General features: G+C 61.9%; 12 protein-coding genes. 2 read left to right on the top strand and 10 right to left on the bottom strand.

Features of this window, described 5'->3' with window-relative positions; genetic code table 11:
- The first annotated feature begins 52 nt into the window (after nucleotides 1-52).
- On the top strand, nucleotides 53-2,590 hold the full coding sequence (locus J9870_RS10805; protein ID WP_210643906.1) for a PAS domain-containing protein: 2,538 nt from the start codon (nucleotides 53-55) through the stop codon (nucleotides 2,588-2,590).
- Between the two features lie 45 nt (nucleotides 2,591-2,635).
- On the top strand, nucleotides 2,636-2,911 hold the full coding sequence (locus tag J9870_RS10800; protein ID WP_019690952.1) for a peptidylprolyl isomerase: 276 nt from the start codon (nucleotides 2,636-2,638) through the stop codon (nucleotides 2,909-2,911).
- A gap of 125 nt (nucleotides 2,912-3,036) precedes the next feature.
- Here the strand turns inward: J9870_RS10800 and J9870_RS10795 are convergent, their stop codons facing one another.
- From J9870_RS10795 to J9870_RS10750, 10 genes are all read right to left on the bottom strand, one after another.
- Entirely contained in the window at nucleotides 3,037-3,951 is a 915-nt protein-coding gene (locus J9870_RS10795; RefSeq protein ID WP_210643904.1) for a sugar kinase, read from the bottom strand.
- 154 nt (nucleotides 3,952-4,105) lie between these two features.
- Complete coding sequence (locus J9870_RS10790; protein WP_210643902.1) at nucleotides 4,106-5,323, bottom strand: amino acid deaminase; 1,218 nt, start codon at nucleotides 5,321-5,323, stop codon at nucleotides 4,106-4,108.
- A gap of 30 nt (nucleotides 5,324-5,353) precedes the next feature.
- Complete coding sequence (locus J9870_RS10785) at nucleotides 5,354-6,118, bottom strand: IclR family transcriptional regulator (RefSeq protein ID WP_003182813.1); 765 nt, start codon at nucleotides 6,116-6,118, stop codon at nucleotides 5,354-5,356.
- A 127-nt stretch (nucleotides 6,119-6,245) separates the two neighbouring features.
- Nucleotides 6,246-6,632 carry a RidA family protein gene (locus tag J9870_RS10780; RefSeq protein WP_134923748.1) on the bottom strand — a complete coding sequence of 129 codons (387 nt, stop codon included), beginning with the start codon at nucleotides 6,630-6,632 and terminating at the stop codon, nucleotides 6,246-6,248.
- Nucleotides 6,633-6,658: 26 nt separating this feature from the next.
- On the bottom strand, nucleotides 6,659-7,465 hold the full coding sequence (locus J9870_RS10775; protein ID WP_210643900.1) for an amino acid ABC transporter ATP-binding protein: 807 nt from the start codon (nucleotides 7,463-7,465) through the stop codon (nucleotides 6,659-6,661).
- Entirely contained in the window at nucleotides 7,462-8,124 is a 663-nt protein-coding gene (locus J9870_RS10770) for an amino acid ABC transporter permease (protein WP_144925750.1), read from the bottom strand. The genes J9870_RS10775 and J9870_RS10770 overlap by 4 nt, the downstream gene beginning before the upstream one ends.
- Before the next feature lie 9 nt (nucleotides 8,125-8,133).
- Nucleotides 8,134-8,796 (bottom strand): amino acid ABC transporter permease, encoded by a 663-nt coding sequence (locus J9870_RS10765; protein ID WP_092327511.1) that lies wholly within the window; start codon nucleotides 8,794-8,796, stop codon nucleotides 8,134-8,136.
- 54 nt (nucleotides 8,797-8,850) lie between these two features.
- Complete coding sequence (locus J9870_RS10760) at nucleotides 8,851-9,699, bottom strand: transporter substrate-binding domain-containing protein (RefSeq protein ID WP_210643898.1); 849 nt, start codon at nucleotides 9,697-9,699, stop codon at nucleotides 8,851-8,853.
- A 396-nt stretch (nucleotides 9,700-10,095) separates the two neighbouring features.
- Nucleotides 10,096-10,437: a hypothetical protein gene (locus J9870_RS10755; protein WP_210643896.1), complete on the bottom strand. Its 342-nt coding sequence runs from the start codon at nucleotides 10,435-10,437 to the stop codon at nucleotides 10,096-10,098.
- Nucleotides 10,438-10,491: 54 nt separating this feature from the next.
- Nucleotides 10,492-12,138: a phospholipase D-like domain-containing protein gene (locus J9870_RS10750; RefSeq protein WP_210643894.1), complete on the bottom strand. Its 1,647-nt coding sequence runs from the start codon at nucleotides 12,136-12,138 to the stop codon at nucleotides 10,492-10,494.
- Between the last annotated feature and the right edge of the window lie 145 nt (nucleotides 12,139-12,283).

The following is a 12,283-nucleotide window of genomic DNA, read 5'->3' as shown; positions in this document are numbered from 1 at the left end:
TTCAGAGGATAGTAGACGCCGTGGCACCGACACGACTTCCAGGGGGGCTGTCATGAACGCGATACCCTCCGGCAGCGACATACAGAGCCTGATCACCCAACTGGACTGGACCCGCAGCCCGCTGGGCACCGCGCAAGACTGGCCGCAAAGCCTGCGTACCGCCGTGGACATCATGCTCCACTGCCCGATGCCGATGGCCTTGTTGTGGGGCCCGCAACTGATCCACTTCTACAACGACGCCTTTGCCCGGTTGGCCGGCGATAAGCATCCGCAGGCGTTCGGCCTGCCGACCCATACCGCATGGCCCGAACTCAAAGCCGTCAGCGAACCGATTTATCACCGCGTGTTGCAAGGTCGCACGTACAGCAGCCGCGATCAGCAATGGCGCCTGCCCTTCGCCGGCCGCCTCTGCGACCTGTGGCTGGACCTGACCTACAGCCCCGTGCACGACGAAAGCGCCAGCGTCGCCGGTATCCTGATCACAGCCATTGAAACCAGCGAACGGCGAAAGCTGGCCCAGGAGTTCGAACGGCGCTCCGAGGCCAGCCTCAAGGCCCAACATGAAAGCGAGGAACGCTTGCAACTGGCCCTGGCCGCCACCGATGCGTTGGGCACCTGGGACTGGGACATCAGCGAAGATCGCTTCATTGCCGATGAACATTTCGCCCTGCTGCATGGCGTCGATCCGAGCCTGTCACGCCAGTTGCCCATCAGCGCCTACCTCGAAGGCGTACACCCCGAAGATCGGGCCATGGTGGCTCGCAGCATCAAGCACTGCATCACCCATGGCACCGAATACGCCGAGGAATACCGTTTGCTGCGGCCCGATGGTGAGCTGCGCTGGGTGTTCGTGCGCGGTCGTTGCTACAAGGATCGCCACGGTCGGCCCAAGCGCTTTCTTGGCGCGGCCCTGGACCTGAGCGAACGCAAGCGCACCGAGCAAGCTCTGCGCCAGAGCCAGACCGAGCTACAGCTGATCATCAATGCCATGCCGATTCTCATCAGCTACGTGGACCGCGAAGAGCGTTTCCGGCTGAACAACAGTGCCTACCTGGACTGGTACGGCCTGACACCCCAGGAACTGTACGGCAAGACCATCCGCGAAGTGCTCGGCGAGCAAGCCTACGCCAGCCGCGCCGAACAGATCGCCGGCGCCCTGGCGGGCAAGCCGTGCAGCTTCACCGTACAGTCGGACCATCGCGACGGTCGCCAGCGCCATGCACTGGTCAACTACCTGCCCCGCCACGGTTCGGACGGCGCAGTGAACGGTTTCTACATCTTTGTGATCGACGAGACCGAGCGCAAGAAAACCGAGGAGGCCTTGCGCAACCTCAACGAAACATTGGAAGAACGGGTCATCGCCCGCACCCAGCAACTGGCCGAAGCCAACCATCGTCTGCAAAGTGAAATGTTCGAGCGCGAACGTGCCGAAGAAGCGTTGCGCCATGCCCAGAAAATGGAAGCAGTGGGCCAACTTACCGGCGGCATCGCCCACGACTTCAACAACATGCTCACCGGCATTCTCGGCAGCCTCGACCTGATGCAACGCTACATCGCCAATGGCCGTGCCGCCGAGATCGGTCGTTTCACCGAGGCGGCGGTGTCCTCGGCCAACCGCGCCGCCGCCCTGACCCACCGACTGCTGGCCTTCTCGCGACGCCAGTCGTTGGACCGCAAGCCGCTGGACCCTAACGTCCTGGTGCACTCACTCGAAGACCTGCTCAGCCGTACCACCGGCGATCACATCCTGCTGCGCCTGCAACTGGCCGACGAGCTATGGCCGGTGAACACTGATGTCAGCCAGTTGGAAAACGCCTTGCTCAACCTGGTGATCAACGCCCGGGACGCCATGCCCGACGGCGGTGAACTGACCATCGAAACCGCCAACGTCTACCTCGACGGTAATGACATCAGCACCCTGGAGCCAGTGAAAGCCGGGGACTACGTGATGATTGCCGTCAGCGACAACGGCAGCGGCATGACCCCCTCCGTGCTGGCCAAGGCCTTCGACCCGTTCTTTACCACCAAGCCCATCGGCCAGGGCACCGGCCTGGGGCTGTCGATGATCTACGGGTTTGCCCAGCAATCCGGTGGTCACCTCAACCTGGACAGCGTGCCAGGCCAGGGCACCCGGGTGCAGTTGTACCTGCCGCGGCTGCACATCACGCCCGCCGAACAGCCCGTGGCGCCAGAAACGGTCGACGTACCGGCAGCGCTCGCCGGGGAGACCGTGTTGCTGGTGGAAGACGAACCGGCGGTGCGCATGCTGGTCCTCGATCTGCTGGATGCCCTGGGCTATACCGCCCTGCAGGCCCAGGATGCCAAGACAGCCCTGCCCCTATTGGAATCAGGCCAGCGCATCGACTTGCTGGTGACCGATGTCGGCCTACCGGGCATGAATGGTCGGCAACTGGCGGAAATCGCCCGCCAGCACCGCCCCGACCTGAAGGTGCTGTTCATGACCGGTTATGCGCAGAAAGCTGCCGAACGCCAGGGCTTCCTCGAACAGGGCATGGATATGGTCGCCAAGCCCTTCACCCTCGACCTGCTGGCGAACAAGATTCGGACGATGATCAACCATGGCAGCTGACTTGAGGCATAATCGCCGGCCCGTTACGTTCAGGTCCGCGCTGTAATGAAAGCCCAAGCCCGCCATATCCTGGTGAAAACCGCCGAAGAAGCCGAACAGCTCAAGCAACGCATCGCCAAGGGCGAAGCCTTCGATGTACTGGCCAAGAAATACTCCACCTGCCCGTCCGGCAAACGCGGTGGCGACCTGGGTGAAGTACGGCCAGGGCAGATGGTCGGCGCAATCGATGCGGTGATCTTCAAGAAGCCGCTGCGGGTGGTGCATGGGCCGATCAAGAGCAAGTTCGGCTATCACTTGGTGCAGGTGTTTTACCGGGACTGACGAGTACCCAGTTTTCCCGTGGGAGCGAGCTTGCTCGCGATAGCGCCGGATCAGCCAGCATCCATGTCGACTGACACACTGCTATCGCGAGCAGGCTCGCTCCCACAGGTTCTGTGTACCCTGCGTTACCGAGGCATCAACGCCCCAGGCACCTGGATCACCCGGCTCGCCAACAGATGGCCGGCCTCGGCCGCTTCCTCCGGGCTGCCACCCAGCAAGCGACTTGCCAGGTACGCGGCGCTGAATGAGTCCCCCGCCGCCGTGGTGTCCACCACCCGCTCGACCCGGCGGGCAGGCACTTCATAAGACTGGCCATCGCAACGGATCAGACAGGCCTCGGCGCCGCGCTTGAGCACTACCTCCGGGGTGCCGAATTGCGCGTACGCGGCGAACACCGCCTCGCTGTCGGCATACCCGAACAGCGCCTGCTCGTCGTCCACCGTCAACAGCGCCAACTCCACGTAGGGCAGTACGCTGCGATAGGCCGCACGGGCCGCTTCGACCGAGGCCCAGAGCCTTGGCCGGTAGTTGTTGTCGAACACCACCTGGGCCCCGCGCCGACGCGCCTGGACCAGGGTTTCGATCAGCTTGGCCCGCCCCTGCTCGCCGAGCACCGCCAGGGTGACGCCGCTGAAATACAGCACATCGTAATCCACCAATGCGGCAAGAATCGCCCCAGCGGCCGGGGTGGTAAAGCAATCGCGTACCGCCGCCTCGTTGCGCCAGTACAGGAACCGCCGCTCACCCGCCGCATCGGTCTGGATGCAATACAAACCCGGCAAGCGCCCGGGCAACCGCTGGACCCGTTCCAGGCCGATGTTTTCCGCGGCCCACTGCTCGCACATGGCATCGCTGAAACTGTCGTCGCCCAGGGCGGTGACATAGTCAACCGAGCCCCGGTCGCCCAGCGCGCGGGACAGGTACACCGCCGTGTTCAGGGTGTCACCGCCGAAGCTTTGTTGCAGACTGCCGTCGGCGCGTTGTTGCAACTCGATCATGCACTCGCCGATCAGGGCGATGCGGGGTTTGGGTGTACTCATGAATGATCCTGATATTTCGGTGGTGTCTGGCAGGCCGCTATCGCGAGCAGGCTCGCTCCCACATCTGGGCCGTTGTGAACACACAATCTGTGCTCGCCAAAGATCCCCCGTGGGAGCGAGCTTGCTCGCGATAGCCGCGACTCGGTCTCAAGCCTTAGAAACAAGTCTCCATGCTCTCCACCACCCGCAACTGCTCATCCACCAGACACCCCACCCGCCACTTGTCGAACGTCAGGCACGGATGGGAAGTACCGAACGAAATGATGTCCCCGACCCGCAACGCAACCCCTGGCGCCACGCTCATGAACGCATGCTGGTCCATCACCGCCGTCACCTTGCAACCGCTCACGTCGTCACCTGCCACCCCATCTGAACCGGGCTTGTAGCGCTTGAGCGGTACCGGCAATCCGGCGTCGTAGGCCACGTCGCGCTTGCCCAAGGCGATCACCGCAAAACCCGGCTCCGGCAGCGATTGCACATGGGCCCAGACTTCCAGGGCCGGGCGCAGGCCTTCATGCAGGTCGCTGCGTCGCTCCAACACACAGCACTGCGCCTCCTTGTAGATGCCATGGTCATGGGCCACGTAACTGCCGGGACGCAACACGCTGAGGAAACGCCCGTGGGCATTCTGGGCTTCGAAGGATTCAGCGATCAGGTCGTACCAGGCCGATCCCGAGGCGGTGATGATCGGTTTGTCGATGGCAAACGCGCCGCTGTCCTGCAACTGCACCGCCAACCGCACCAGAGACGCGGCGAACGCGCGGATGCCGCTGATGGCGTGGTCACCGTGGATGACACCTTCGTAGCCTTCGATACCGGTCAATGCCAGCGCCGGTTGCGCCCGGATCGCCTCGGCCAGGGCCAGCACCTCGGCCTCGCTCCGGCAGCCACAGCGGCCGCCGACCACGCCGTATTCGATCATCACGTTCAGCTTCACGCCACGCGAGGCAAAGAACGCGCCCAGGTCAGCCACGTTGTCGGGATGATCGACCATGCAATGAAATTCGAACGCCGGGTCGGCCAACAACTCGGCGATCAACGCCATGTTCGGCGCGCCCACCAGTTGGTTGGCCATCAGTACCCGGCGCACGCCGTGGGCATAAGCGGCACGGGTCTGCACGGCAGTGGCCAGAGTCATGCCCCAGGCGCCAGCCTCGAGCTGACGGCGAAACAGCGCCGGGGTCATGCTGGTCTTGCCGTGAGGCGCCAGTTCGGCACCGCTGTCACTGACGAACGTTTGCATCCAGCGGATGTTGTGTTCCAGCGCCGCGCGGTGCAGCACCAGCGCCGGCAAGCTGACGTCCCGCAGCAAATGCGCGCCGACGGTGGCAGCACCCTTCTCCACGGCAGCGTTATGAATGGTAGAAGACATGTTCAAACTCCTCACAGGCAGCGCGGCTGTCTATTCATTGATGCGCCGGGCCAGGTTGTTGGCGCTTTCGATCAGCACCCGGCGGTAGTCGGCGTAATTGTTCTTGGCGTCGGCCCGTGGGGCGACGATGCACAGGGTCGCGATGGCCACGCCATTGGGGTCTTTGACCGGCGCGGCGAAGCAATGGGTGAAGGTGTCGGCCACGCTGTCGAAGGAAAAAAAACCATCGAGGCCAGCCTGACGAATTTCCTTGAGAAACTGCTCCAGGGGCAGGCGCTCGCCGTCCGGCAGGATGAAATCATCAGGGTCGATCAGGTCGACGATCTGCTGGTCGCTCAAATGCGCCAGCAACAGGCGTCCGGACGCCGTCCAGGGGATTGGCGCGTTTTCACCGATGTCCGATGAGATACGAAAATGCCGCTCACCCTCCTTCATCAGCGCCACTGTGTATTTGCGCCCGTTGAGCAGGCACATCTGTGCGGTTTCGCGAGTCTGGCTGACGATCTCCTGCAGCGCATGATCGGCCTCGCGGCTCAAGTCGAAATGCCGCAGGTGCGCCTGCCCGAGAAAGTACAACTGGCGGCCCAGATAGACGTGACCGTCCTTGCCCACGGGTTCGAGGATGCGTCGCTCCAGCAGCGACGCCACCAGTTCATAGACCGTGGACTTGGGGCTGCCGATGCCGCTGGCGATGTCGTTCGGACGCAGCGGTTGGCCGATTTCCTTGAGGAAATCGAGGATATCGAACGCCCGATCCAATCCCCGGGCCCGGCGCTTGATGGTGTCTTCGGTCATCTCAGTATTCCTGATCGTTCCCACGCTCTGCGTGGGCAATGCATCCCGTGACGCTCTGCGTCACATCGACAGCGGACGCGAAGCGTCCATGGCGGCTTCCCACGCAGAGCGTGGGAACGATCAATGATCACTTCTTCTTGTATGCCACACAATCGATCTCGACCTTGCAATCGACCATCATGCTGGCCTGTACGCAGGCCCGGGCCGGGGCGTGTTCCGGGCTGAAGTATTCGCCGAACACTTTGTTGAAACTCCAGAAATCCCGCGGGTCTTCCAGCCACACGCCGCAGCGCACCACATCCTCCAGGCCGTATCCGGCCTCTTCGAGAATGGCGACCAGGTTCTTCATGGTCTGGTGCGTCTGCTCGACGATCCCGCCGACGATGATCTCGCCGTTCACCGCCGGCACCTGGCCGGATACGTGCAGCCAGCCGTCAGCCTCCACGGCGCGGGCGAAGGGCCGGGGCTGACCGCCGCCTGCGGTACTGCCGGTGCCGTATCGGGTAATGCTCATGGGTTATCTCCTTGTTGAATAGAAAGTTAAAAACGCGTGTTCTTGAGAAATTCCGCCAGACGCGGCGATTGCGGCCGCTCGAACAGTTCCTTGGGTGGCCCTTGCTCTTCGATCCGGCCTTGGTTCATGAACACGATCTTGTCCGACACCTCGAAGGCAAAACGCATTTCGTGGGTCACCAGCAACATGGTCATGCCGTCTTCGGCCAGGCCCTTGATCACGTTGAGCACTTCGCCCACCAGTTCCGGGTCCAGGGCCGAGGTCACTTCATCGAACAGCATCAGGCTGGGGTTCATGGCAATCGCCCGGGCAATGGCCACGCGCTGCTGCTGGCCGCCGGACAACTGACCGGGAAAATGATCACGGCGTTCCAGCAGGCCGACCCGCTCCAGCCATTTCTCGGCCAGCGCCACCGCTTCGTCCTTGGGCAGTTTTTTCACCTTGAGCAGGCCCAGGGTGACGTTCTGCAACGCGGTCAAATGGGGGAACAGGTTGAATTGCTGGAAGGCCATGCCGGTCATCGCGCGGTGCCGGGCGATGACTTTCTCGGGATGGCGCACGCGCTTGCCGTCGATGTCGTCATAGCCGATGGACTCGCCGTCGAGCATGATCTGTCCGCCCTGGAACTCTTCCAGCATATTGACGCAGCGCAGCAGCGTGGTCTTGCCCGAGCCGCTGGAGCCGATCAGCGTGACGACGTTGCCGCGCTGCATGCTCAGGTCCACGCCCTTGAGCACTTCCAGCGGGCCGTATTGCTTGCGCAGACCGCGAATGTCCAGCAGCGGCTGGGTGTTGGAGAGCTCCGTTTGGGAGAGATTCGAAACGTCAGTCATGGCAAGGCCACCCGCTTTTCAATGTGCCGCCCGAGCAATTCGATGGCGTAATTGATGATGAAAAAGAGAAACCCGGCGAACAGGTAAAACTCCAGGGTCATGAAGGTCCGGGCGATGATCTGCTGGGTGCTGAGCAGCAGTTCGGCGACGCCGATCACCGACAGCAGGGTCGAGGCCTTGACGATCTCGGTGGAGGAATTGACCCAGGTCGGCAAGATCTGCCGCAAGGCCTGGGGCAACAGCACGTAGCCCAACGCCTGGAAGAACGTCAGGCCGATGGCCTGGCTCGCCTCCATCTGCCCGCGCGGCAAAGCCTGCAAGGCCCCGCGCACGATCTCGGCGACGTGGGAACCACAAAACAGCGTCAGGCCCAGGACACCGGCCTGGAACGCGCCGATCTGCCAACCCAGCGCCGGGGCCATGTAGAAGCAGGCCAGCACCAGCACGAACACTGGCGTGCCGCGAATCAGGTCGACATAGAAACGAAACGGCGCGCGCATCCAGGTCCGCCCGTAAGTCAGCACCAGCCCGGCGACCAGGCCGATCAAGGTGCCCAACAAAATCGCCAGCACCGAACACTGCACACTGGTCAGGAAACCAGCCCACAAGGTGTCCCGGGCGACCCACAACTCATGCAACCAACTGGGGGATTCGTACATGGGACACTCCTAACGGCGGATCGCCAGGCGCTGCTCGAAATACCGCAGCACCATGGCAATGAGGTAACAGGCCGCGACATACAGTGCCGTGGTCACCAGCCAGGTTTCGATCACCCGGTAGCTCTCCACGTTGATCTTGCGGGCGTAATAGGTCAGCTCCGGCACGGCAATCGCCGCCGCCAGGGAGGTGTCCTTGAACAGCGAGATGAAGTTGTTCGACAAGGCTGGTAGCACGTTGCGCAGCATCACCGGTACGGTGACGTAGGCTTTCACCTGCCACTCACCCAGGCCGATGGCCAGCCCCGCTTCCCGCTGGCCCTTGTGAATGCTCATCAGCCCGCCACGGAACACTTCGGTCAGGTACGCCCCGGCGTACAGCGACAGGGTGATGACGAACGACGGCAGCTTGTCCAGGCGGATGCCCAGGCTCGGCAAGGCGAAGTAGATCAACAGGATCAGCACCAGGATAGGCGTATTGCGGATCACCGTGACATACACCGATGCCAGCACCCGCAAGACCCGGTGTTTGCTGAGCAGCGCGAACGCCATCGCCAGGCCGATCACGCAACCGATGGCGATCGACACAAGCGCCAGGGACAGCCCCAGGCCAAGCCCCGCCAGCAAGGTGTCGAAATCGCGCCAGACGGCGGCAAAGTTCAACTGATAATTCATGGTCGACAGTACCTTCAACGGGGCGCCCGAAAGTGGCGCCCCGGGCTCACAGGGTCATTTGAATTCGACAGGGAAACCGATCGCTGGCGATGGCAGCTCGACGCCGAACCACTGTTTGAACGACGCTGCGTATGTCGGGAACTCCACGCCGGTCATGGCTTCATGCAAGGTGGTGTTGACGAAGTTCAGCCAGTCCTGGTCGCCACGCTTGACCGCACAGGCATAGGTTTGCGGGCTCCAGGCGTAGGCCGGGCTGCGGTAGCGACCAGGGTTCTGCACCATCAGATACTTGACCGAGGACTGGTCGGTGGCGGCAGCATCGGCGCGACCGGAGTTCACCGCCTGATACATCAAATCGACGCTGTCGTACTGGTCGACCTTGGCCTTGGGCAGTGCCTGGTGCACCAATTCTTCGGCGTAGACATTCTGCAGCACCGCCACGGTGACACCGTCGCCACCGGCCTTGAGGTCTTCGATTTCCTTGTACTTGCTGTTGGCCGGCAGCAGCAGGCCCACGCCTTCGCGGTAGTACGGCAAGGTGAAGGCCACTTGCTGGGCACGGCTGGCGGTGACGGTGATGAACTGGCAGCTCATGTCGACCTTGTCGGTCAGCAAGTTGGGAATGCGCGCATCAGAAGATTGCACCACGAACTCGACTTTTTCCGGGTCATTGAACAGGCCCTTGGCGACCATCCGCGCAATGTCGATATCAAAACCCTGCAACTTGCCATCCGCTCCCTGGAAGTGCCACGGCGCATTGGTACTGCCCGTGCCCACGATCAATTTCCCACGCTGCAGCACGCTGTCCAGCTTGCTGTCGGCCGCCTGGGCGACACCCATGGCAGCCGTCGTGGCCGCGAAGAGAAAAACACACGCTTTGAACAAGGAAGGTCGGCGTTGCATGGCAAGCACTCCAGAGTGAGTTTATTCCGCTATACCGGAACATAGTATGTAACAACGGAATAGACAGCAGAAAGTGTGCCACAGGCTTGAGAGCCATGGGAGAGGAAAATGGAAAGTGAAGAAAATCAGGGGGATGGGAAAAACCGGCCTGCGGACGGTGGCGTCCGCGTGCAAATGCTGTTGCTACCGTTGGCCACGAGTAACGGGTAATAGGGCCCCAAGTCGAGTACTCAACGCGCCCGACGCACCGAAACGGAGCCACTCTGAAATGGTAAATGGATAACCTGTAGGAGCGAGCTTGCTCGCGATAGCGGTGTATCAGTCAATGAAATGCTGACTGACCTGACGCCATCGCGAGCAAGCTCGCTCCCACAATTGTTCGGCGGTGTACCTGGCCTACTTGCGCTTGTAGCTCTTACTACCGCCAGGCGTGAGGCAATAGACCCCACCCCGGGGCCCGACGCAGTAATTGCCAGTGCCACATTGGCAACCGTCGGAGGATTTGAGCAACGACTGCGGTCGAGCCTCATTGCGCAGCCCCAGCACAGCAGAACAGGACTTCTTCGAGGCACTGATGGAGCCGTCGTTACACAGGAAGGTATCGCCATCACACCCGGCGATCCCGCCCTTGCGTCCGGAACACGGTTGATTGGCGGCGACGGCCGAAGTACCCAGGGCCAACAACAGGATCGCGACACTGATGCGCAGTAAACCGGACATTCCGTGGCAGAGACTCATGACAGCTTCCTGGCTGATAGGTAGCCCTATGCTATCACCGGATAACTGCTGCACCTAACGCCCGCAAAACCTCACCCTAGACAACATCCGCAAATCCCCCTCGCGGTAATAGTCATCACTCCAGCTGTCGTCCACCGCCAGGGGCTTGACCTGCTTGAGGGCGAGTTTTTTCGCGAAGTAGCGAAAGCGGTAGTGTTCATAAAAACGCAGCAGTTCCAGGCCATAGCGGTCGGCCAGGTCGGTGTCGCCCTGGATGATCAGGTAGTTCTCGTCGTTGCCACTGCTGGCCGCGGCGCTCAGGTTGTGGCTGCCGCTGATGATCGTCGGCGTGTCGCTGGTGAAGTCGGTGACGATGGCTTTGGTGTGCACCAGCAGGTTGCCCTTCTGGCCTTTCATGTTTTCCTTGAGCCAGCCTTCCAGACCGGTGTTGAGCAGCGCGGTGGCGGCGAATTCGGCGGTGCGGTCGGCGTGAAAGCCGGTGATGCGGCTCTTGGTGTTTTGCAGGCCGTAGCGCAGCACGTCGTCATTGGGCTGGCCGAGCACGGCGTCGAGGATGCGGTCGGGCAACACAAAGGCAGTGACGAACAGCAGGTCCTTCCGTGCGCCATTGATGATGTCAACGAAGCGGGCCAGGTCGCCCTCCCCGGTTCGCGGCGAGAACCCGGCGAACAACGCCTCTTGCGGTGCCATGGCGTTGTTACGGGTCAGCCACTGGCGAGTGGCATCGACGTCCTGAGGCTCGGCCCAAATTTGCTCGAACACCTGCAGGTAGCTGGTGCTCACCCGAGAATCATCCAGCACATGAACGACGTTGGCCTGGCGGTAGACACCATTGGCGGTGAAGTTGGTGCTGCCGCACAGCACAGCTTGCGGTTGCAATGAGCCACTGCCATCCACCTTGCTCAGTACGATGAACTTATCGTGGAAAATGTTATGGGTGACCCGTCCACGCTTATTGGCCGCCGGCATTTTTTCGAGGCTGGCTTCGTTGCGCGCCGTGGTGTCGTCTCCCGGCTCGGCGTGGTACAGCACCCTCACCCGGGCACCGCGAGCGTGAGCGCCAGTCACCGCGTCGACGATCACTGGCAGTTCGTACTCATAGATGGCGACATCCAGCGCCCAGCTGGCATCCAGGGCCCGGTCGATAAAACCGGTCAAGCGCCCCAGCAAGCCATTTTCCAGCCAACGGCGCGGCGCGTCGGGCCAGTCATCGATGGAGAGTTTTTTGTTGGCACTGATCAACGCATCCACTTCGGGAAACTTGCGCTGGAATGCCTGGCTGGCGGCCACGGCCCGATTGAAGATGACCCGCTGATTGGCCGGCTGCCCGTCATCACTGGTGACCGTGACTTCCAGAGATTCGCCCAATTGCGGCGCATCGGGGCTGCCATAGGCCAGGTGCACGCGATAGTGCATTGTCACACCGGGATTGACGGCGTAGTCAGCCCAACGAAATTTCTGTAACGGTGCCTTGTCGCTGGGGGTGGCGTGGAACTGGGGGAATGTGTGGGCCTTGTCGGGGAAGGTCAGGCTGTTGAACAGGAACAGCCAGGGTTTATCGCCCTGCTGCTTCTCGATGGCAAAACCCAGCAAGCCCTTGCGCCGGGATTCGGCCAGGTCCATGGCGAGCAGCACGCCGTTGGTGCCGGCATAGGCCTTGACCCGAAAATCGTCCTGGGCGTTGGTGACGAGTACGCGCATGGTTCACTCCTGTGAGGGACTGCCTGAGCATAGAGCAGTGATCCGGGTTAAGGGGGCAGATCCGGGACCGAGGGGATGCTAATCGCGAGCAAGCTCGCTCCCACAGGGGGCTTCGGTGTTAAGCAGTTATGTGTTCACAACACAA

Source organism: Pseudomonas sp. Tri1 (assembly GCF_017968885.1).
GTDB lineage: Bacteria > Pseudomonadota > Gammaproteobacteria > Pseudomonadales > Pseudomonadaceae > Aquipseudomonas.
This window is presented reverse-complemented; position numbering and strand designations above follow the sequence as displayed.

What these genes read in the sequence shown, in the direction of transcription:
- J9870_RS10750 (WP_210643894.1), bottom strand. Translation starts at nt 12,138, where the DNA reads ATGCGCGTACTCGTCACCAACGCCCAGGACGATTTTCGGGTCAAGGCC.
- J9870_RS10770 (WP_144925750.1), bottom strand. Translation starts at nt 8,124, where the DNA reads ATGTACGAATCCCCCAGTTGGTTGCATGAGTTGTGGGTCGCCCGGGAC.
- J9870_RS10780 (WP_134923748.1), bottom strand. Translation starts at nt 6,632, where the DNA reads ATGAGCATTACCCGATACGGCACCGGCAGTACCGCAGGCGGCGGTCAG.
- J9870_RS10805 (WP_210643906.1), top strand. Translation starts at nt 53, where the DNA reads ATGAACGCGATACCCTCCGGCAGCGACATACAGAGCCTGATCACCCAA.
- J9870_RS10800 (WP_019690952.1), top strand. Translation starts at nt 2,636, where the DNA reads ATGAAAGCCCAAGCCCGCCATATCCTGGTGAAAACCGCCGAAGAAGCC.
- J9870_RS10785 (WP_003182813.1), bottom strand. Translation starts at nt 6,118, where the DNA reads ATGACCGAAGACACCATCAAGCGCCGGGCCCGGGGATTGGATCGGGCG.
- J9870_RS10755 (WP_210643896.1), bottom strand. Translation starts at nt 10,437, where the DNA reads ATGAGTCTCTGCCACGGAATGTCCGGTTTACTGCGCATCAGTGTCGCG.
- J9870_RS10765 (WP_092327511.1), bottom strand. Translation starts at nt 8,796, where the DNA reads ATGAATTATCAGTTGAACTTTGCCGCCGTCTGGCGCGATTTCGACACC.
- J9870_RS10760 (WP_210643898.1), bottom strand. Translation starts at nt 9,699, where the DNA reads ATGCAACGCCGACCTTCCTTGTTCAAAGCGTGTGTTTTTCTCTTCGCG.
- J9870_RS10775 (WP_210643900.1), bottom strand. Translation starts at nt 7,465, where the DNA reads ATGACTGACGTTTCGAATCTCTCCCAAACGGAGCTCTCCAACACCCAG.
- J9870_RS10790 (WP_210643902.1), bottom strand. Translation starts at nt 5,323, where the DNA reads ATGTCTTCTACCATTCATAACGCTGCCGTGGAGAAGGGTGCTGCCACC.
- J9870_RS10795 (WP_210643904.1), bottom strand. Translation starts at nt 3,951, where the DNA reads ATGAGTACACCCAAACCCCGCATCGCCCTGATCGGCGAGTGCATGATC.